The organism is Sanguibacter gelidistatuariae (genome assembly GCF_900096585.1).
Lineage (GTDB): Bacteria > Actinomycetota > Actinomycetes > Actinomycetales > Cellulomonadaceae > Sanguibacter > Sanguibacter gelidistatuariae.
Map to the genome: position 1 here is coordinate 260,786 of NZ_FMYH01000003.1, position 19,180 is coordinate 279,965.

13 protein-coding genes and 2 tRNA genes are annotated in these 19,180 nt (G+C 68.5%); 11 read left to right on the forward strand and 4 right to left on the reverse strand.

The genetic code is table 11. The features are described from left to right. Nucleotides 1–98: 98 nt before the first annotated feature. Both cysK and BLQ50_RS08940 read right to left on the reverse strand, forming a co-directional pair. Entirely contained in the window at nt 99–1,034 is a 936-nt protein-coding gene (gene cysK / locus BLQ50_RS08935) for a cysteine synthase A (RefSeq protein ID WP_093182984.1), read from the reverse strand. A gap of 541 nt (nt 1,035–1,575) precedes the next feature. Next, nucleotides 1,576–1,649 (reverse strand) — tRNA-Gly (locus BLQ50_RS08940). 149 nt (nt 1,650–1,798) lie between these two features. On the opposite strand from BLQ50_RS08940, the gene BLQ50_RS08945 reads away from it, so the two are divergent. The 7 genes from BLQ50_RS08945 (at nt 1,799) to BLQ50_RS08975 (ending at nt 8,340) form a co-directional block, all read left to right on the forward strand. Next, nucleotides 1,799–1,872: transfer RNA gene (locus tag BLQ50_RS08945), tRNA-Pro, on the forward strand. Between the two features lie 356 nt (nt 1,873–2,228). Beyond that, complete coding sequence (tig, locus tag BLQ50_RS08950; RefSeq protein ID WP_093183324.1) at nt 2,229–3,623, forward strand: trigger factor; 1,395 nt, start codon at nt 2,229–2,231, stop codon at nt 3,621–3,623. 227 nt (nt 3,624–3,850) lie between these two features. Further along, a complete protein-coding gene (locus tag BLQ50_RS08955; protein ID WP_093182985.1) occupies nt 3,851–4,474 on the forward strand; it encodes an ATP-dependent Clp protease proteolytic subunit in 624 nt (207 codons plus the stop codon). Nucleotides 4,475–4,514: 40 nt separating this feature from the next. After that, complete coding sequence (locus BLQ50_RS08960; protein WP_093182987.1) at nt 4,515–5,210, forward strand: ATP-dependent Clp protease proteolytic subunit; 696 nt, start codon at nt 4,515–4,517, stop codon at nt 5,208–5,210. A gap of 150 nt (nt 5,211–5,360) precedes the next feature. Beyond that, nucleotides 5,361–6,641 (forward strand): ATP-dependent Clp protease ATP-binding subunit ClpX, encoded by a 1,281-nt coding sequence (gene clpX / locus BLQ50_RS08965; protein ID WP_093182988.1) that lies wholly within the window; start codon nt 5,361–5,363, stop codon nt 6,639–6,641. A 4-nt stretch (nt 6,642–6,645) separates the two neighbouring features. Continuing rightward, nucleotides 6,646–7,002 carry a chorismate mutase gene (locus BLQ50_RS08970; protein WP_093182990.1) on the forward strand — a complete coding sequence of 119 codons (357 nt, stop codon included), beginning with the start codon at nt 6,646–6,648 and terminating at the stop codon, nt 7,000–7,002. Between the two features lie 138 nt (nt 7,003–7,140). Next, nucleotides 7,141–8,340, forward strand: coding sequence for a baeRF2 domain-containing protein (locus tag BLQ50_RS08975; RefSeq protein WP_093182991.1), 1,200 nt, complete (start codon nt 7,141–7,143; stop codon nt 8,338–8,340). A 189-nt stretch (nt 8,341–8,529) separates the two neighbouring features. On the opposite strand, the gene BLQ50_RS08980 is transcribed toward BLQ50_RS08975, so the two are convergent. Continuing rightward, complete coding sequence (locus BLQ50_RS08980) at nt 8,530–10,329, reverse strand: AMP-dependent synthetase/ligase (RefSeq protein WP_093182992.1); 1,800 nt, start codon at nt 10,327–10,329, stop codon at nt 8,530–8,532. A gap of 75 nt (nt 10,330–10,404) precedes the next feature. Then, the gene (gene valS / locus BLQ50_RS08985) at nt 10,405–13,113 is read right to left on the reverse strand and encodes a valine--tRNA ligase (protein ID WP_093182994.1); all 2,709 of its coding nucleotides are present in this window, start codon (nt 13,111–13,113) and stop codon (nt 10,405–10,407) included. Between the two features lie 384 nt (nt 13,114–13,497). On the opposite strand from valS, the gene BLQ50_RS08990 reads away from it, so the two are divergent. From BLQ50_RS08990 to BLQ50_RS09005, 4 genes are all read left to right on the forward strand, one after another. After that, on the forward strand, nt 13,498–14,442 hold the full coding sequence (locus BLQ50_RS08990; RefSeq protein ID WP_093182995.1) for an ABC transporter permease: 945 nt from the start codon (nt 13,498–13,500) through the stop codon (nt 14,440–14,442). Beyond that, nucleotides 14,439–15,473 carry an ABC transporter permease gene (locus tag BLQ50_RS08995; protein ID WP_281181315.1) on the forward strand — a complete coding sequence of 345 codons (1,035 nt, stop codon included), beginning with the start codon at nt 14,439–14,441 and terminating at the stop codon, nt 15,471–15,473. Before BLQ50_RS08990 ends, BLQ50_RS08995 begins: the two co-directional genes overlap by 4 nt. Before the next feature lie 112 nt (nt 15,474–15,585). Next, nucleotides 15,586–17,310, forward strand: coding sequence for an ABC transporter substrate-binding protein (locus tag BLQ50_RS09000; RefSeq protein ID WP_093182997.1), 1,725 nt, complete (start codon nt 15,586–15,588; stop codon nt 17,308–17,310). Further along, complete coding sequence (locus BLQ50_RS09005; RefSeq protein WP_093182998.1) at nt 17,307–19,058, forward strand: dipeptide ABC transporter ATP-binding protein; 1,752 nt, start codon at nt 17,307–17,309, stop codon at nt 19,056–19,058. Before BLQ50_RS09000 ends, BLQ50_RS09005 begins: the two co-directional genes overlap by 4 nt. Nucleotides 19,059–19,180 lie beyond the last annotated feature (122 nt).

A 19,180-nucleotide genomic window follows, 5' to 3' on the forward strand; every position in this document is an offset into this window, starting at 1 on the left:
GTGGGGGACGGCGAGGTGGTGCAGGTGCGGCGTCGTGCAGGTGGTGGGGCCCGGTCGGACGCCGCCGCGAGAGCGGCGTCCGACGGGGTGGTCGAGACCTAGTCGAGCAGGTCCGCGTAGAGGATGGATGTCAGGTAGCGCTCGCCGAAGGAGGGGACGATGACGACGATGAGCTTGCCGGCGTTCTCCGGGCGCTTGCCGATCTCGAGCGCTGCGTGGATCGCGGCGCCCGAGGAGATCCCGACGAGCAGGCCCTCTTCCTTGGCGGCCCGGCGAGCGACCTCGACCGAGGTCTCGGTGTCGACGTCGAAGACCTCGTCGTAGACGGTCGTGTCGAGGATCTCGGGGATGAAGTTCGCGCCCAGGCCCTGGATCTTGTGCGGGCCGGGTGCGCCGCCGTTGAGGATCGGCGACTCGGCCGGCTCGACGGCGATGATCTGCACGCTCGGCTTGCGCTCCTTGAGCACCTGGCCGACTCCGGTGATCGTCCCGCCGGTGCCGATGCCTGCGACGAAGATGTCGATCTTGCCGTCTGTGTCGGCCCAGATCTCCTCGGCCGTCCCGGCGCGGTGCGCGGCCGGGTTGGCCTCGTTGGCGAACTGGCGGGCCAGGATCGAGCCCGGGCGCTCGGCGGCGATCTCGTTCGCCTTGTTCACGGCGCCCTTCATGCCCTCCGAGCCCGGGGTGAGGATGAGCTCGGCACCGTAGGCGCGCAGCAGCGCGCGACGCTCCTTCGACATGGTCTCCGGCATCGTCAGCACGACGTTGTAGCCACGTGCGGCTCCGACGAAGGCGAGGGCGATCCCGGTGTTGCCCGAGGTGGCCTCGACGATCGTGCCGCCGGGCTTGAGGTCTCCGGACGCCTCGGCGGCGTCGATGATCGAGACGCCGATGCGGTCCTTCACCGAGTTGGCCGGGTTGTAGTACTCAAGCTTGGCGACGACCGTGGCGCCCACGCCCTCGGTGAGCCGGTTGAGGCGCACGAGCGGGGTGTTGCCAACGAGCTTGGTGACGTCGTCGTAGATCCGTGCCATGGGGGAGTCCTTTTCTCAGTGGTCTTCTCGATGGTCAACCGGTGGATGCCGGTGACGCGGAGTGAGCTGTTTGCGGCTGGGCCGGTGTGTCTGGCTGACCTCATCGATCGGATCGGTTGCCGAGGATGGTGCCCGTCCAGGATCAGGTGCGTGAGAACCGGACGGTGGGAGGCCTCGGTCTGAGCGAGGCGGGCGCCGGGACAGGGGGGTGTGGAGCATTGACGGCCCGGCGGGTGCCGGAACGGGTCAACGCTCTAGAGACACTGACCGGACACCGGGCATGACAACGCGATCGCGTGGCTGATCGAGGGCATGGCCTGCGTGGTCACTGCGCGTCCTTCCCCTGGTGATCCTGACCTTCGCGCCGGTCAGGCGCGGGAGCGCAGCACGAGGGCTGCACCGTCGACTGTATCGACAGTGCGCGCGCGGTGCAACGCTGTCTCTGGCGTCGAGGCGCTGTGAGCGGGGCAAACGCGCGCCGCGGGGCCGGACATGCAGAAGGCCAGGTCGAGGAAATGCCCTCTGACCTGGCCTTATACCGTGGAGCGGGCGACGAGAATCGAACTCGCATCATCAGTTTGGAAGACTGAGGCTTTACCACTAAGCTACGCCCGCATGAAATCTCCGGCTTCGGACGCAGTGCGTCAGGTGCTGGAGGAACCTGCTGGAACACCTTAGCAAAAATTCTGATGGTCCCGAGCAAGGGATCTTCCTACTATGCTTGCCCGAGTGTTCACCCGAGGGTGGACGTTTGAGCGGGGCAACGGGGTGTGGCGCAGGTTGGTAGCGCGTCCGGTTTGGGACCGGAAGGTCGCAGGTTCAAATCCTGTCACCCCGACTCGCAGTGGAAGTCCCGGGCGCTGGAGAACTCGACTCGCGCCCGGGCCTTCCGCCGTGACAGAGCCTGTCCGCCGTCGAGGAGTCCTGCCGGCGATGACCGCTCTCATGAGCGACGACACTCCATCCAAGTAGTTCGGCTGCGATGGCCCCCGATGTGGATCTTCCGGGCTCTGCTCGTGCGGACTGTCTTGCACCGTGCTCGGTGGCGTACCATCTACTGGTTGCTCGTGGGTGAGTTGGACCTGTGGGCGAGGCCGTCGTTCTGAGACGGCGTCCCGGGTATCCCCGAGAACTTCTGAGCAGTGTCCGTGCCGGGTCATCGGCATGCCGTCGAGCAAGTTGGAGATCATCGAAGTGAAGAGCGCTGTCGAGACCCTGGACCCGACCAAGGTCAAGCTGACCGTCGAGGTGGAGTACGACGAGCTCAAGCCGAGCATCGATCACGCGTACAAGCACATCGCCGAGCAGATTTCCGTCCCCGGATTCCGCAAGGGCAAGGTGCCTGCACGTATCGTCGACCAGCGCGTCGGCCGTGGCGCCGTGCTTGAGCACGCGATCAACGAGTCCCTGTCCGGCTTCTACCGCCAGGCCGTGACACAGACGAACATCCGTCCGCTCGGTCAGCCCGACGTCCAGGTCATCAAGGTCCCCGACCTCGAGGGCACCGACGGCGAGCTGCACTTCACGGCCGAGGTTGAGGTCCGCCCCGAGGTCGAGCTCCCCGAGCTGTCCGCGATCAAGGTTGCCGTCGAGGATGTCACCGTCTCCGACGAGGACGTCGCGGCCCGCCTGGACGCCCTGCGCGAGCGCTTCGGCACCCTCGTCGGAGTGGACCGCCCCGCGGTCGACGGCGACTTCGTCGTCCTCGACCTGTCGGCCAAGGTCGACGGCGAAGAGGTCGACACCGTCTCCGGCATCTCCTACCAGATCGGCTCGGGCAACATGCTCGAAGGCCTCGACGAGGCGCTCACCGGACTGTCCGCGGGCGAGACCACGACCTTCGTCGCGCCGCTCGCCGGTGGCGAGCACGAGGGCCAGGACGCCGACGTCACGGTCGTGGCCACCACGGTCAAGCAGCGCGACCTGCCCGAGGCCGACGACGAGTTCGCCCAGTTGGCGAGCGAGTTCGACACCCTCGCCGAGCTGACCGAGGACCTGCGCGAGCAGGCCGCGAACATCAAGCAGTCCAACCAGGCCGTCCAGGCCCGTGACCTGCTGCTCGCCGAGCTCACCAAGGTCGAGGTCCCGCTGCCCGCGGGCGTCGTCGAGGCTGAGATCGTCCGCCACCTCGAGGGTGAGGGACGTCTTGAGGACGCCGAGCACCGCGCCGAGGTTCTCGAGCAGACCGAGACCGCGCTGAAGAACCAGATCGTTCTCGACATCCTGGCCGAGAAGCTGGCTATCAAGGTCGGTCAGAACGAGCTGCTGGACTACCTCGTCAACGCGAGCCGCCAGTACGGCATGGACCCGAACACGTTCATCAAGACGATCGACGAGAACGGCCAGATCCCGGCCATGGTCGGAGAGGTCGCGCGGTCCAAGGCCCTCGCGGTCGCCCTGCGCCAGGTCGAGGTCGTCGACGGTGAGGGCAATGCTGTTGACCTCTCCGAGTTCATCGGTTCCGACGAGGACGACGCGGCCGTCGAGGCCGCCGGAGTCGCCGTCGTCGAGTCTGACGATGTGGTTGAGGTTGTCGTCGACGAGTCGGCCGAGGCCCCCGCGGACGCGGACGCTGACGAGAAGGCCTGATCGTTCAGGTCGGCTGATCGAACGGCCCTGTCTCCTGGTGGAGGCAGGGCCGTTCGTGTCTGCGGACGGCGGCGATCTGCGCCCCCGCGGTTGCCCGATCGGCTGCGGGCACGCCTCGGGTGTGTGCGCCCAAAGCGAAACAGCGCAGTTCAGGGACGAAACACCGGCACGTGGCGCGTTAGGGTCACTGCAACGCACGGTTGAGCATGGAGCAATAAGGAGATGGCGTGAACGAGCAGATGCCAGTGGCAGCACGCGGTGACGTGGCCGGCCTTGGATTGAACGACAGCATCTACAACCGGCTCCTCAAGGAGCGCATCATCTGGCTTGGCTCCGAGGTGCGCGACGACAACGCGAACGCCATCTGCGCCCAGATGATGCTCCTCGCGGCGGAGGACCCCGAGAAGGACATCTACCTCTACATCAACTCGCCCGGTGGCTCGATCACCGCGGGCATGGCGATCTACGACACGATGCAGTTCATCCAGCCCGACGTCGCGACAGTCGCGATGGGCATGGCTGCCTCGATGGGGCAGTTCCTGCTCTCCTCGGGTGCCAAGGGCAAGCGCTTCGCGACCCCGCACGCCCGCGTGATGATGCACCAGCCCTCCGGTGGTATCGGTGGCACCGCGACCGACGTCCGGATCAACGCCCAGCTCATCCTGCACATGAAGCGTGTGCTGGCCGAGCTGATCGCCGAACAGACCGGCAAGACCACCGAGCAGATCCACACCGACTCCGACCGCGACCGCTGGTTCACCGCGGCCGAGGCTCTCGAGTACGGATTCATCGACCGTGTTGTGACCCACGCGGGCTCGGTCCCCGGCGGCGGCGGCACGATCAGCTCCTGAGTCCGTCGCAAGCCACCAGAAGAGTTCGAGGAGTATCCCCATGAGCATTGAGTCCCAGTTCATCTCGACCGCGCAGCGCCTCGCCGGCGCTGGTGGGCGTGCACTGCCCTACGGCGCGCCGCAGTCGCGGTACGTCCTTCCCCAGTTCGAGGAGCGCACGGCCTACGGCTTCAAGCGCCAGGACCCGTACAACAAGCTCTTCGAGGACCGCATCATCTTCCTCGGGGTCCAGGTCGACGACGCCTCGGCGGACGACGTCATGGCCCAGCTGCTCGTGCTGGAGAGCCTCGAGCCCAACCGCGACATCATCATCTACATCAACTCACCGGGTGGTTCCTTCACCGCGATGACGGCGATCTACGACACGATGCAGTACGTCACGTCGCAGATCCAGACGGTATGCCTGGGCCAGGCGGCCTCGGCCGCGGCAGTCCTGCTCGCCGCCGGCGCGCCGGGGAAGCGCCTCGCGCTGCCCAACGCCCGCGTCCTGATCCACCAGCCGTCGATGGAGGGCGGGGGCTACGCCCAGGCCTCCGACATCGAGATCCAGGCCAACGAGCTCATCCGCATGCGGGAGTGGCTCGAGGGGACGATCGCGCTGCACACCGGACGCGACGAGGCTGAGGTCCGCAAGGACATCGAGCGCGACAAGATCCTCAGCGCGCACCAGGCGCTCGAGTACGGCCTGGTCGACCAGGTCCTGGAGAGCCGCAAGCCGACCCTCGTCAAGAAGTGAAGCACCCACCACCGGAGCGCCATAGCGACATTGGCGCTCCGGTGGTGTGCAATGGACGCAAGATCATTCGGACCAGCGTCAGCACAAGACCGTGCAGCGGCGCGGGACGACGATCGCTCCGCACGGGAGCGGACCGGGAGGAGACCTACTGTGACTCGCATCGGTGACGGCGCTGACCTGCTGAAGTGTTCCTTCTGTGGGAAGTCCCAGAAGCAGGTCAAGAAGCTCATCGCAGGCCCGGGCGTCTACATCTGCGACGAGTGCATCGAGCTCTGCAACGAGATCATCGAGGAAGAGCTCACAGAGGCCGCCGAGCTCGGCATGGTCGAGCTCCCCAAGCCCCGCGCGATCTTCGACTTCCTCGAGCAGTACGTGATCGGCCAGGAAGGCGCGAAGCGGTCGCTCGCCGTCGCCGTCTACAACCACTACAAGCGCATCCAGGCTAGCGAGGGCACCCGCTCGGTCGGGGAGGACTCCTCCCAGGTCGAGCTTGCGAAGTCGAACATCCTGCTGATCGGCCCCACCGGCTGTGGCAAGACCTACCTCGCCCAGACCCTCGCGAAGATGCTCAACGTGCCATTCGCGATCGCCGACGCCACCGCGCTCACCGAGGCCGGCTACGTCGGGGAAGACGTCGAGAACATCCTGCTCAAGCTCATCCAGGCCGCTGACTACGACGTCAAGAAGGCCGAGATGGGCATCATCTACATCGACGAGGTCGACAAGATCGCCCGCAAGTCGGAGAACCCGTCGATCACCCGTGACGTCTCCGGCGAGGGTGTCCAGCAGGCGCTGCTCAAGATCCTCGAGGGCACGACGGCCTCGGTCCCGCCGCAGGGCGGGCGCAAGCACCCCCACCAGGAATTCATCCAGATCGACACGACGAACGTCCTGTTTATCGTGGCGGGTGCGTTCGCCGGGCTCGAGGAGATCATCTCCTCCCGGGCGGGCAAGCACGGGATCGGTTTCGGTGCGCCGCTGCAGACGGTCGACGAGTCCACCGCCTACGACGACGTCATGCCCGAGGACCTGTTGAAGTTCGGGCTCATCCCCGAGTTCATCGGCCGTGTGCCGGTCATCACGACCGTGAAGCCGCTCGATCAGAGCGCACTCGTGCAGATCCTCACCGAACCTCGCAACGCCCTGATCAAGCAGTACCAACGGATGTTCGAGATCGACGGGGTCGAGCTCGAGTTCACCACGGACGCGGTCGAGGCGATCGCCGACCAGGCCCTGTTGCGCGGGACCGGTGCCCGAGGGCTGCGCGCCATCATGGAGGAGGTCCTCCAGCAGGTCATGTTCGAGGTGCCCAGCCGCGACGACGTGGAGAAGGTCGTCATCACGGGTGAGGTCGTCCTGGAGAACGTCTACCCGACGCTCGTGCCGCGCAGCTCGCGTGGCAAGTCCGCCCCCCGCGAGAAGAGCGCCTGAGTCGATGACGTCCCCGGACGACCGATCTGACCCGACCCAAGAACCCGCCATCCGGGACGAGATCCTGCGCCTGCGGTCCAGCATCGACAACGTCGACGGGGCCTTGGTGTACCTGCTCGCCGAACGCTTCAAGTTCACCCAACGAGTCGGTGAGCTCAAGGCGCAGGGCGGGGTGGTGCCCGCCGACCCGCTGCGCGAGCGGCTGCAGATCGAGCGACTGACGACGATCGCCCTCGAGGCCGGTCTCGATCCGGCCTTCGCGGAGAAGTTCCGCGAGTTCATCGTCTCCGAGGTGATCCGTCACCATGAGCGGATCGCGGCCGAGCACGGCCGCGCGGGTGTCCTCGACACGTATTCCTGAGACCGGTGCGTGCCGGCCGCTGAACCGCTGAGGACTGACGTGGGGTGGCGGGGCCCCTCCGGGTGACAGAGACTGAAGTGCCCGCGGTCGACCCGTTCCAGGGCCGTCCGCCCCCGACGGAAGGCACGAGGTCTCTGCATGAAGATTGACTGGCTCAAGCCGCTTCTGGGAACACCCGGCCCGTTCGCTACGGTCTACATCGACGTGACCCGCTCCGGTGAAGGCGACCGAGAGGTGGAGAACAGGTGGAAGGGGCTGAGGCGCTCCCTCGAGAAGGACGGCGCCGACGCCGCAGTGATCGCCTCGATCGAGGACGAGGTGGTCCGGCCCACCCGGATCGGCGGACCGCACGGCCGGGTGATGATTGCGAACCTCCGTGACGGGATCCTCGTCGATCGGATCATCAAGGACCCGCCCGCGGTCCAGAAGGCGACCTACGGTCCCGTGCCCGAGCTGCTCCAGGCAGCCCGCGCAGCCGACGAGTCGGTCGACTACCTGCGTGTCGTCGTCGACAGGCAGGGTGCCGATCTCACCTGGTCCGAGGCCGGTGGGCACCTGCCGTATTCGCAGCCAGAGGCGATCGAGGGCGGCCACGATGTGATCAACAAGGTCGCGACCGGGGGAATGTCGCACAAGCGGCTCGAGTCCCGCGCTGAGGACTCCTGGGAGCGCAACGCGGAGATCGTCGCGGCCGAGATCGAACGCCAGGTCGCGGCGCACCGGCCCGAGCTGATCCTGCTCACCGGCGACGTCCGGGCGGTCGCCCTGCTGCGGGCGGAGCTGGGGAAGAAGACCCTTGAGCTGGTCGTGGACGTGGCCGGAGGGGCCCGCGGACCGGGCGTCAACGTGGGCGCCTTCGAGGCCAACATCAGCCAGGCGCTGGCGCAGTTCCGTGCACGACGTCGCGACGAGGTGCTCGAGATGTTCCGGGCGGAGCGGGGCCGTAACATCGGCGGGGTGAGCGGCCTGGAGAGCGTGGTCGCCGTCCTCGCTCGCGGGCAGGTGCGGGAGCTGTTGCTCTCCGACGAGTACGGCCCCGATACCGAGCTCGGAGCGCAGGAGGTGTGGGTCGGTTCCGAGCCGCTGCAGGTCGCGCTCACGCAGGCAGGGCTCGCCGAGCTCGCCGTGACGGACGGTGCATATCAGCTGCCCGCGACGGTCGCTCTTGTGCGGGCCGCCTTGGGCCAGGACGCCGGGCTGACCTTCGTCCCCACCGACGCGGTGTCCCTCGGTGACGGCGTCGGTGCGGTGCTGCGCTGGCACGACGACGGCACACCGGGGGATGGACTCGCTCCCAGCCTGTCCTCGGACAGCACCCGGATCAACAACCTCGCCTGATCGGCCTGGCCGCCGGCACGGCGGCCACCTGCCCTGGTCGGACCCCCACGACGTCGCGGGGGTCCGACCAGGGCCATGGGTCGTGCAGTCAGGACCCGTCGTCGACGACGGAGATGAAGAAGACGGCCGCGTAGTGCACCTTGGTGAAGTCCACCGCGTCGATCGAGATGATCGGGCTGTGGGCCACGATCAGTACTTGGTGTAGATCTGCTCGATCTCCGGCATGAAGTCCTTGAGCACAAGGGAGCGCTTGACCTTGAGCGACGGGGTCAGGTACCCGTTCTCCTCCGTGAAGTCGGTCGTGAGGACCCGGATCTTGCGGATCGACTCGGCCCGGGAGACTGCCTCGTTCGTGCGCTCGACGGCCCGGTCGAGCGCCTCGAGAACCTCCGGGCTGCGGCTCGCAGTTGCCGCGTCCATGGCTGGGAGGCCATGGCTGCGCAGCCAGCCGGGCAGCATCTCTGCGTCCAGGGTGACCAGCGCGGCGATGAACGGCTTCTGGTCGCCGACCACGACGCACTGGCTGACGAGCGGGTGCCCACGCAGGCGATCCTCGAGCAGGGCGGGGGCGACGTTCTTGCCGCCCGCGGTCACGATGATCTCCTTCTTGCGACCGGTGATCCGCAGGTATCCGTCGGAGTCGAGGGAGCCGAGGTCGCCCGTGCGGAACCATCCGTCCACCAGGGCCTCCGCGGTGGCCTCGGGGTTGTTGTGGTAGCCGCGGAAGAGGTGGTCGCCGCCGATGAGGATCTCGCCGTCGTCGTCGATCCGCATGCGGGTACCCGGGAACGCGGGGCCGACCGTGCCGATCTTGATCAGGCCCGGCAGGTTCACGGCGGTCGCGGAGGTGCTCTCGGTGAGGCCGTAGCCCTCGAGGACGGTCAGCCCGATGCCGCGGTAGAAGTGACCCAGCCGCTCGCCCAGCGGTGCACCGCCGGAGACCGCGTACCGGGTGCCGCCCAGCGCCGCGCGCAGCTTGCGGTAGACGAGCACGCCGGCCAGGGCATGCTGCACCTTGAGGGGGAAGGGGGCACCACCTACGGTCTCGCTGGCCTTGGAGTATGCGATGGAAACCTTCGCCGCCCACCGGAACAGCGTGAGCTTCGTCCCCGTGCCGGCCTTCTGCTCGGAGGAGTTGTAGACCTTCTCGAAGACCCGCGGGACGGCGAGCAGGAAGGTCGGTCGGAAGATCGCCAGGTCGGGCAGCAGGTTCCGGGTGTCGGGGGTGTGCCCCATGACCGCCCCCGAGGTCACGCACAGCACCTCGATGAACCGCGCGAAGACGTGCGCGAGCGGCATGAACAGCAGTGTGCGAGAGCCGGGGGTCGCGCAGACCTCGCCCAGGCCGCCGACCCCGTTGCGGGTGAGGTACACGAAGTTCCAGTGCGTGAGCTCGACGCCCTTGGGCCGCCCGGTGGTCCCGGAGGTGTAGATGATCGTGGCGAGGCTGCTTCCCCGCACGCCGGCGGAGCGGGCGGTGATCTCGCCGTCGGTGATCGCGCTGCCGGCGGCGCGCAGCGTCTCGATCGCGTCCTCGTCGATGACGAGGACGGCCTCGACGCCGGGGAGGGTGGAGCGCGCGTCGTCGAGCAGGACGCCGTGCGCGGTGGTCTCCACGATGGCGAGCCGCACGCCGGCGTCGGAGCAGATCCAGCGGATCTGCTCGACCGAGCTCGTCTCGTACACCGGCACCGGGACGGCGCCCACTGCCCAGATCGCGAAGTCGAGCAGGGTCCACTCGTAGCGGGTGCGGGACATGATCGCGACCCGGTCGCCCACCGCGATCCCGTGGGCGACCAGGCCCTTGGCCACGGCCGTGACCTGCGCCTGGAACTCCCGCGCGGTGATCGGGATCCACGTGTCGCCGAGGTGGGCCTTGCGCTCGATGAGCACCCCGCCCCCGGCCGTGGCCACCCGGGTGGCCAGCAGGGTGTTGATCGACGTCTCCTCGGAGACGTCGACCACGCTGGGTGAGGAGAACTCGCGCATGGTGTGCCTTTCTCGGCGCTGAGCGGCGGGGCTGGGGGGACTGGCAGGGCTGGTGACTTGCAGGACTGGAGTGGGTCAGCCGCGAGGCTGCTTGGCCTCGGCTTCGCCCAGCTCGGACTGCACGACGACGATGCCGCCCTGGACGGCCTGGTCACCCAGGCCGTCGGCCGCGATGTCGAGCCGGAGCTCCCCGGTCACCCGACCGGCTCCCCGGACGTCGACCAGGGCCGACTCGATCGCGTGCAGGTACGGGCGGGGCACGGCCAGCTCGACGAGCAGGATCGGCGTGCGCATGGACACCTTGGCCTCGGACTTGACCTTGCGCAGCGCCGCGAGGGCGTGACCGGCCGCGGTGAGCACCGACGTGTCGGCGTCCCCGGCTGCCTCGCGCAGGCCACCCGAGGTGGGCCAGGCTGCCTGGTGCACGGACCCTTCGCGCCACCAGGACCAGACCTCTTCGGTCGCGAACGGCAGGACCGGTGCGAACAGACGCAGCAGCGTGTCGAGCGCGATGGCCAGCCCGGTGCGGGCCGAGTCGGTCTCGGGGGAGACGTCAACCGCTCCGGCGCCGTAGGCACGGTCCTTGACCAGCTCGAGGTAGTCGTCGCAGAACGTCCAGAAGAACGTCTCGGAGACCTCGAGGGCCTTGGTGTGGTCGTAGGACTCGAGTGCCGCGGTCGCGCGGTCCACGACGTCGGCCAGACCGGCGAGCATGGCGCGGTCGATCGGCTCGGTGACCCGGGCGGGGTCGAGGCTGACCTCGCCCTCACCGGCGAAGGAGAGCGCAAACTTGCTCGCGTTGAGGACCTTGATCGCCAGGCGGCGGCCGATCTTCATCTGCCCGACCTCGAAGGCCGCGTCGGTGCCCAGGCGGGCCGAGGCCGCCCAGTAGCGGACGGCGTCGGAGCCGTGTTCTTCGAGCAGGCCCATCGGGGTCACGACGTTGCCCTTGGACTTGGACATCTTCTTGCGGTCCGGGTCGAGGATCCAGCCGGAGATCGCGGCGTTGGCCCAAGGCAGCGAGCCGTGCTCGAGGTGGGAGCGCACGACCGTGGAGAACAGCCAGGTGCGGATGATGTCCTGGCCCTGGGGGCGCAGGTCCATCGGGAAGACGCGGGAGAAGAGGTCCGGGTCCGTGAGCCAGCCGCCGGCGATCTGCGGGGTGAGCGACGACGTCGCCCAGGTGTCCATGATGTCTGGGTCGCCGATGAAGCCGCTGGCTGCACCACGCTGGTCCGCGGTGTAGCCCGCGGGCGAGTCCGAGGACGGGTCGATGGGCAGCAAGGCCTCGTCCGGGACGATCGGGGCGTCCCACTGCGGCTCGCCGTGGGCGTCGAGGGGGTACCAGACAGGGATCGGCACACCGAAGAAGCGCTGGCGTGAGACGAGCCAGTCGCCGTTGAGGCCGCCCACCCAGTTGGAGTAGCGCACGGCCATGAACTCGGGGTGGAACTTCAGCTCGTCACCGCGGGCGAGCAGCGTGGTGTTGAGGTCCGCATCGCGGCCACCGTTGCGGATGTACCACTGGCGGCTCGTGACGATCTCTAGGGGCTTGTCGCCCTTCTCGAAGAAGTTCGTCTTGCGCTGGGTGGCGACCGGCTCGCCGTCCAGGTCGCCGGACTCGCGCAGCGCGTCGACGATCGCCGAGCGAGCGGAGAACGTCGTCTTGCCCAGGAGCTCGGTGAAGAGCGCGACGGCGCGCTCGGACGTGAGCCACTCGGGGACCTCGCGGGTCAGGCGGCCGTCGCGGACGAGGATCGACCGGGTCGGCAGCTGCAGCTCGCGCCACCACTGCACGTCGGTGAGGTCGCCGAAGGTGCAGCACATGGCGATGCCCGCGCCCTTGTCCGGCTCAGCGGCCGTGTGCGCGATGACCGGCACCTCGACGTCGAAGAGCGGGGAGCGCACGGTCGTGCCGAAGAGGTGCTGGTAGCGCTCGTCGTCGGGGTGCGCGATGAGCGCGACGCAGGCCGGGAGCAGCTCGGGGCGGGTCGTCTCGATGTAGATCTTCGAGCCGTCGGGGGCGTGGAAGGCGACCTTGTGGAAGTGGCCGGGGTAGTCGCGTGCCTCGAGCTCGGCCTGGGCGACGGCGGTCTGGAACGTGACGTCCCACAGGCCCGGGGCCTCGGCCTGGTAGGCCTCGCCGCGGGCGAGGTTGCGCAGGAAGGCGGTCTGCGCGGTGGCCTGGGCAGTCTGCCCGATGGTCTGGTAGTGGTGCTTCCAGTCGACGCTCAGGCCGAGGTAGCGCCACAGCGCCTCGAACTGTTGCTCGTCCTCGGCGGTGAGGCGCTCGCACAGCTCGACGAAGTTCTTGCGGCTGATCGGCTGCTGGTCGGCAGCCTTGACGCTCTTGCCCTCGGCGCCCTCGAAGGGCGGCACGAAGTTCTCGGTGTACGGCAGCGACGGGTCGCAGCGCACGCCGTAGTAGTTCTGCACCCGGCGCTCGGTGGGCAGACCGTTGTCGTCCCAGCCCATCGGGTAGAAGACGGACTTGCCGCGCATGCGCTGGAAGCGGGCGACGACGTCGGTGTGGGTGTAGCTGAAGACGTGACCAACGTGCAGCGAGCCGGAGACGGTCGGCGGCGGGGTGTCGATCGAGTACACCTGGGCGCGCTCGGCCGTGCGGTCGAAGGCGTAGGTGCCCTGCTCTGACCACGCGGCGTCCCACTGGCCCTCGAGGCCGTCCAGGCTGACCTTGTCCGGAACCTGCTTGACCGTGGCCACCAGGGACTGCGGCGGGGTCGGGGCGTTCGCGGGCGCGGGGAAGTCAGCAGATGAGCTCATGGGACCTATCTTCCCAGATTCAGGCCCCGATGCTGTCCTCGTTCCGTTTTCATCTTGTCGGGACAAGCCGGCCGGGGGCCAGTGGGCGATCGGCGACCCCGATTCCTGCACGGTCGAGGGGTGGACGCCGCTGGCGCGTCCCGGCGCGGACCATCAAATCTCAAGAAGTGATACGCATCTCAAAAAGTGATACGTCTGATAATGCATGGCGAGACGGCGTAGGGTGAGCGGACCGCGAACGAGGAGCAGTGCTCCTCGCCGGTGACGAGCGCCCGCCGGGTCGTTCGAGCGAATCTCGCAGACAGGGAAGCAACCGTGAGCGGAATGTGTTGTCGGTTCAGCCGTCACCGCCTCCGTTCCACGACCCCTTAAGGACCTGCGCTCATGTCTCTCGACCACGACATCGTCGGTCCCGTCGCGAGCATGAAGACCTCCCGCTCCAGCAGCACGCTGCTGAGCCGTCTGCGCAGAGACCGGCTGGCGATCGCCGGCCTCGTGACGATCGTCGTCTTCGTCCTCGTGGCGATCTTCGCCCCCTTCCTCTCCTCGCTCTCGGGCAACGACCCATACACGTACCACCTCGACGCGCTCGACAGCAGCGGCGCCCCGGCAGGATGGGGAGGGGGCATCAGCGCCGCCCACTGGTTCGGCGTCGAGCCGCTCACGGGCCGTGACCTCTTCTCGATCGTCGTCTACGGGTCGCGCACCTCGCTCGTGGTGGGGCTCGGTGCCACGTTCCTCGCGATGCTCCTCGGCACGGTCGTCGGACTCGTCGCCGGATACTTCGGCGGATGGGTCGACACCGTCGCGAGCCGCATCATCGACGTCATGTTCGGGTTCCCGAGCCTCATCTTCATGATCGCGCTCGGCGCGATCGTCCCCGTGTCGTTCCCGCGACTGGTGCTGCTCGTCGTCATCATCGGTTTCTTCGGCTGGGCCTCGATCGCGCGCGTCGTCCGCGGACAGACGCTCGCGTTGCGCAAGCAGGGGTACGTGCGGGCGTCGACCGCGCTCGGCGCGAGTCACGGGCACATCCTCTTCCGGCAGATCCTGCCGAACCTGTCCGCCACGATCGTCGTCTTCTCGACCATCACGATCCCGGCGACGATCGGCTCCGAGGCCGCGCTGTCCTTCCTTGGTGTGGGGGTGGCCCCGCCGACCCCGTCGTGGGGTCGGTCGATCGGTGACGCCGTCACCTGGTTCTCCGTGACCCCGATGTACCTCGTCTTCCCGGGAGTGGCCCTGTTCCTCATCACCCTTGCCTTCAACGTGTTCGGCGACGGCCTGCGCGACGCCCTCGATCCCCGCTCGCGCGGAGTCCGCTCGTGAGCGCCCCGGTGACGACCGTGCGCACCGGCACGAGTGCGGCCCGCACGGCCCGGTTCGTCCTGGGCAAGGCCTCCGGCATGATCATCGTGCTGCTCGTGGTCTCCGCCCTCACGTATGCCGTCTTCGTCCTGCTCCCTGCAGACCCGGCCCAGCTCGCCTGCGGACGCCCGTGCACTCCCGAGCGGCTCGAGGCGGCCCGCGGGTACATGGGCCTCGACCTGCCGAGCTGGAAGCAGTACCTGCTGTTCCTCGGCGGGATCTTCGCGGGGCGCACCTTCGGCAGCGGCGCGACGGCGATCGACTGCGCGGCCCCGTGCCTCGGGTACTCCTTCCGGCTCAACGAGTCCGTCACGGACCTCATCACGAGCCGCCTCCCGGTCACCTTCTCGATCGCGATCGGTGCCGCGGTGCTCTGGCTCGTCGTCGGGGTTGCCGCGGGGGTCGTCGCCGCGATCAAGCGGGGGACGGTGATCGACCGTGCCGTCATGATCGGCGCGATCGCCGGGGTGTCTGCCCCGAGCTACCTCGTCGGGCTGCTCGGCATCCTGCTCTTCGGCTTCACGCTCAACATGGTCCCGGTCTCCGGCTACGTCGCGTTCACCGAGAGCCCGCTCGACTGGGCCTGGCACCTCGTGCTGCCCTGGACCGTCCTCGCGATCCTCATGGCCGCCGTCTACGCCCGGCTCACCCGCGCCCAGATGCTCGATGTCATGGGGTCGGACTTCATCCGCACCGCACGGGCGAAGGGGCTCACGGAGCAGCGCGTCATCACCCGGCACGCCCTGCGCAACGTCATGATCCCCGTCATCACCCTGTTCGGCCTCGACCTCGGAGGCCTGCTCGGCGGCGCCGTCATCACAGAGAAGGTCTTCTCGATGCCCGGCTTGGGAGCACTTCTGCTCGACGCCGTCGGCAACTTCGACCTGCCCGTCCTCGTCGGCGTCACGCTGTTCTCGGCCGCCGTCATCATCGTTGCCAACTTCCTCGTCGACCTCGTCTACGGGGTCCTGGACCCGCGGGCACGCGCATGATCCGCCGCCCAGATCCTTCGAGTCCCCCGAGGCGATGTACACAGCGCTGAGTCAGCGCCGCCCCGATTCCAAGTGAAATTGCAGAATCTCAGCAGTGAAAGGCCCGACCACCATGAACGCACAACGTTCCCGTTCCCCCCGGTCCCTGCGCCAGACGGCGCTCAAGACGGCCGCAGCAGCGGCCGTCGTCGCCATCGCGCTCACCGGGTGCAACGCCAACGGCGACAAGAACGCCGACTCCTCGACCGGCACGCAGGGTTCCACCACGGACACCGTCGCCGGCGGCACGCTCACGATCCTCACCTCCGCGACCGAGGTGAACTGGGACCCGGCCGAGAGCCAGAACCTCGCGATCACGACACTCGGACTCGTCGAGCGTCGCCTGACCACGTGGGGCGTCGAGCCCGGCAAGCCTGGTGTCGTCGTGCCGGACCTCGCCACGGATACCGGGACGGTCTCCGAGGACGGCACGACGTGGACGTACACCCTCAAGGACGGCCTGTTCTTCGAGGACGGCACGCCCATCACGTCCGCGGACATCAAGTACGGCATCGAGCGCTCCTTCGCGCCCGAGCTCTCCGGTGGGCTGAGCTACCACAAGAGCCTGCTCGAGGGCGGGGACACCTACACCGGTCCGTTCGCCGGGGCTGAGCTGCCCTCGATCGAGACGCCGGACGACAAGACGATCGTCTTCCACCTGACGTCTGCCTACGGTGACTGGCCGTGGATCGTGTCGCAGCCCGCCTTCGCCCCGGTCCCTGAGGCCAAGGACGACGTCGCGACATACTCCCAGCAGCCCGTCGCCTCGGGCCCGTACCGGGTCGCCGAGACCAAGAGCGGCGTCTCGATCACGCTCGAGCGCAACGACAAGTGGGACAAGGCTACGGACGACGTGCGTACGGCCGGACCGGACCAGATCGTCTTCTCCCTCGGCCAGGACGCGACCGTCACCGCGCAGCGCCTGATCGCCGACTCGGGGGCCGACAAGAACGCCTTTGGCGCAACCTTCGTGCCGCCGGCCCAGCTCGCCCAGGTCGCCAACAACGCCTCCGCCAAGGAGCGCCTCGTGACGTCCGACGCCGGCGCGCTCGCCTACCTGGCGATCAACACGGAGCGTGACGGCCTCGACAACGTCAAGGTCCGCCAAGCCATCCAGTACGCGACCGACAAGCAGGCCTTCCAGGTCGCGTCCGGAGGAGAGACCGGTGGTGCGCTCGCTACGACGCTGATCACTCCGGGCATCCAGGGCCGAGTCGACTTCAACCTCTACGAGGCCCCGGCCGGCGGCGACGTCGACAAGGCCAAGGCGCTCCTCGCCGAATCGGGCTGGGACCCGGCCAGCCGTGAGCTCATCCTCGTCTCCGAGGACGACTCGGTCTCGCTGTCCAAGGCGCAGGCGATCGAGCAGGGTCTCGAGCGGGCCGGCTTCAAGGTGACCATCAAGCCCGAGGCGCAGCTTGCCGCGACGCAGACGCTCACCCAGGGCGACGGTGACTACGACCTCAATGTGAGCGCCTGGCAGCCCGACTTCCCGAGCGCGAACGGCAACATCCAGCCGCTGTTCGACTCGAGCCAGATCGGCAACGGCGGGTGGAACATCGCTCGCTTCTCCGACCCGGCCGTGGACGCGCTGATCGCCCAGGCGACGGCCGAGATCGACCCGGTCAAGGCCGGCGCGATCTGGGCCCAGGCGGATGAGGCGATCATGGCGGCCTCACCCGTCGTGCCGCTGGTGTTCACGCGGAACTCGTTCCTGCACGGCTCGAACGTCGAGAACTTCTACATCCCGTCGTTCCCGGCGTACCCGAACTACCTCAAGGCGTCGTTGGCCAAGTGAGCGACGATCTGATCGGTGGTCAGCCCCTCGTCACGGTCGAGGGGCTGACCGTCCAGTTCGAGGGCCAGGACCGGCCCGCGGTGGACGGCGTCTCCTGGACGCTGCACCGCGGGCAGGTGCTCGCCCTCGTGGGCGAGTCCGGCTCCGGGAAGTCCGTGACGGCCTTCTCGGTGCTCGGCCTGCTGCCCGCGACCGCCGAGGTCACGGGCAGCGTCCGGCTCGCGCCGACTGAGGGTGTGGGCGAGGGCGGTGGCGCGTCCATGCAACTCGTCGGTGCGACTCCCGCGCAGCTCCTCCCGGTCCGCGGCGGCGTCGTCGGCCTCATCTCCCAGGAGCCCATGAACGCCTGGAACCCTGTGCTCACGATCGGGTGGCAGATCATCGAGGCCATCCGGGTGCACTCGAAGGTCACCCGGGCGCGGGCGCGTGAGCGCCTTCTTGAGCTCCTGCGTGAGGTCGGGCTCGCTGACCCCGAGCGGATCGCCCGCTCCTACCCGCACCAGCTCTCGGGCGGCCAGCTCCAGCGCGCCCTCATCGCCATGGCGATCAGCGCGGACCCCGTCGCCCTCATCGCGGACGAGCCGACGACCGCGCTCGACGTGACCGTTCAGGCGGGCATCCTCGGGCTCCTGCGCACGCTGCGCGACACCCGCGGCACCGCGATCGTGCTCATCACGCACGACATGGGCGTCGTGGCCGACCTCGCCGACGACGTCGTCGTCATGCGCGCTGGCCGGATCGTCGAGCAGGCGCCCGTCGCGCGGCTCTTCGCCGCGCCCGAGGACGCGTACACACGCGAGCTGCTCGACGCAGTCCCGCACCTCGGGGCCGTCGCGTCCGCGAACAAGACGGCCACAACCAAGACGGCCACAACCACGGCGACGTCCCTGGTGAGCGCGCCGACCGGCCGGGTGGAGGCCGTCCTGCCCCCGCCGATCGACCTCGTCGATCTCCACGTCGTCTACCCGGGCTCGCGCCGCTCCGCCCCGGTCCATGCCGCGAGCGGCGTCACGCTGCGCATCGAGCGCGGGGAGATGCTTGGTCTCGTGGGGGAGTCCGGCTCGGGCAAGTCCACGATCGGGCAGGTGCTCGCCGGCCTCGTCCCCGCGACCTCCGGGACGGTCCGGGTCTGCCAGGTGGACCTGCGCACGGCCCCGCGCAAGGAGCAGCTCGGCGTGCGCAGGCGTGTCGGCGTCGTATTCCAGGACCCGGCCTCGACGCTCAACCCGCGGTGGACCATCGCCCAGGCGATCGGTGAACCGCTGCGGCTGCACACCGACCTGCGCGGCACGGCGGCGCGGGACAAGGTCGCGCACCTGCTCGAGCTCGTGCAGCTCTCGCCGGATCTTGCGGACCGCTTCTCCCACGAGCTCTCCGGTGGGCAGCGGCAGCGGGTGTCGATCGCTCGTGCGGTTGCGCTCGACCCCGAGGTGCTCATCGCGGACGAGCCGACGAGCGCGCTCGACGTGTCCGTCCAGCAGCGCATCCTCGATGTCTTCGCCGACCTGCAGCAGCGGCTCGGCTTCTCCTGCCTGTTCATCTCGCACAACCTCGCGGTCGTCGAGCGGGTGACCGGGCGGGTCGCCGTCATGCACGAGGGTCGGATCGTCGAGCAGGGCCCGACTCGGGACGTGCTCGGCTCGCCCCAGGACCCGTACACCCAGCGGCTGCTCGCGGCCGCGCCCGTCGCGGACCCCGCTGTCCAGGCCGAGCGCCGGGTGCACTGGCTCTCGCTCACCTCAGGCTGAGCACCCACGTATTCCGCGTCCTGGTGGCGGCGTCCTCCAGAAGATCTAGTCAAAGGTCCCTGGTCCAGATGGTCATCGGCTCGTAATCTCCAAGCAAAGGCCTGGGCGAAGAGTGGATGCGC

Excerpts from the sequence above, each read along its gene's own strand:
- BLQ50_RS08970 (WP_093182990.1), top strand. The coding sequence starts at position 6,646 with ATGACGTCCCCGGACGACCGATCTGACCCGACCCAAGAACCCGCCATC.
- cysK (WP_093182984.1), bottom strand. The coding sequence starts at position 1,034 with ATGGCACGGATCTACGACGACGTCACCAAGCTCGTTGGCAACACCCCG.
- BLQ50_RS08960 (WP_093182987.1), top strand. The coding sequence starts at position 4,515 with ATGAGCATTGAGTCCCAGTTCATCTCGACCGCGCAGCGCCTCGCCGGC.
- valS (WP_093182994.1), bottom strand. The coding sequence starts at position 13,113 with ATGAGCTCATCTGCTGACTTCCCCGCGCCCGCGAACGCCCCGACCCCG.
- BLQ50_RS08980 (WP_093182992.1), bottom strand. The coding sequence starts at position 10,329 with ATGCGCGAGTTCTCCTCACCCAGCGTGGTCGACGTCTCCGAGGAGACG.
- BLQ50_RS08990 (WP_093182995.1), top strand. The coding sequence starts at position 13,498 with ATGTCTCTCGACCACGACATCGTCGGTCCCGTCGCGAGCATGAAGACC.
- BLQ50_RS08975 (WP_093182991.1), top strand. The coding sequence starts at position 7,141 with ATGAAGATTGACTGGCTCAAGCCGCTTCTGGGAACACCCGGCCCGTTC.
- BLQ50_RS09000 (WP_093182997.1), top strand. The coding sequence starts at position 15,586 with ATGAACGCACAACGTTCCCGTTCCCCCCGGTCCCTGCGCCAGACGGCG.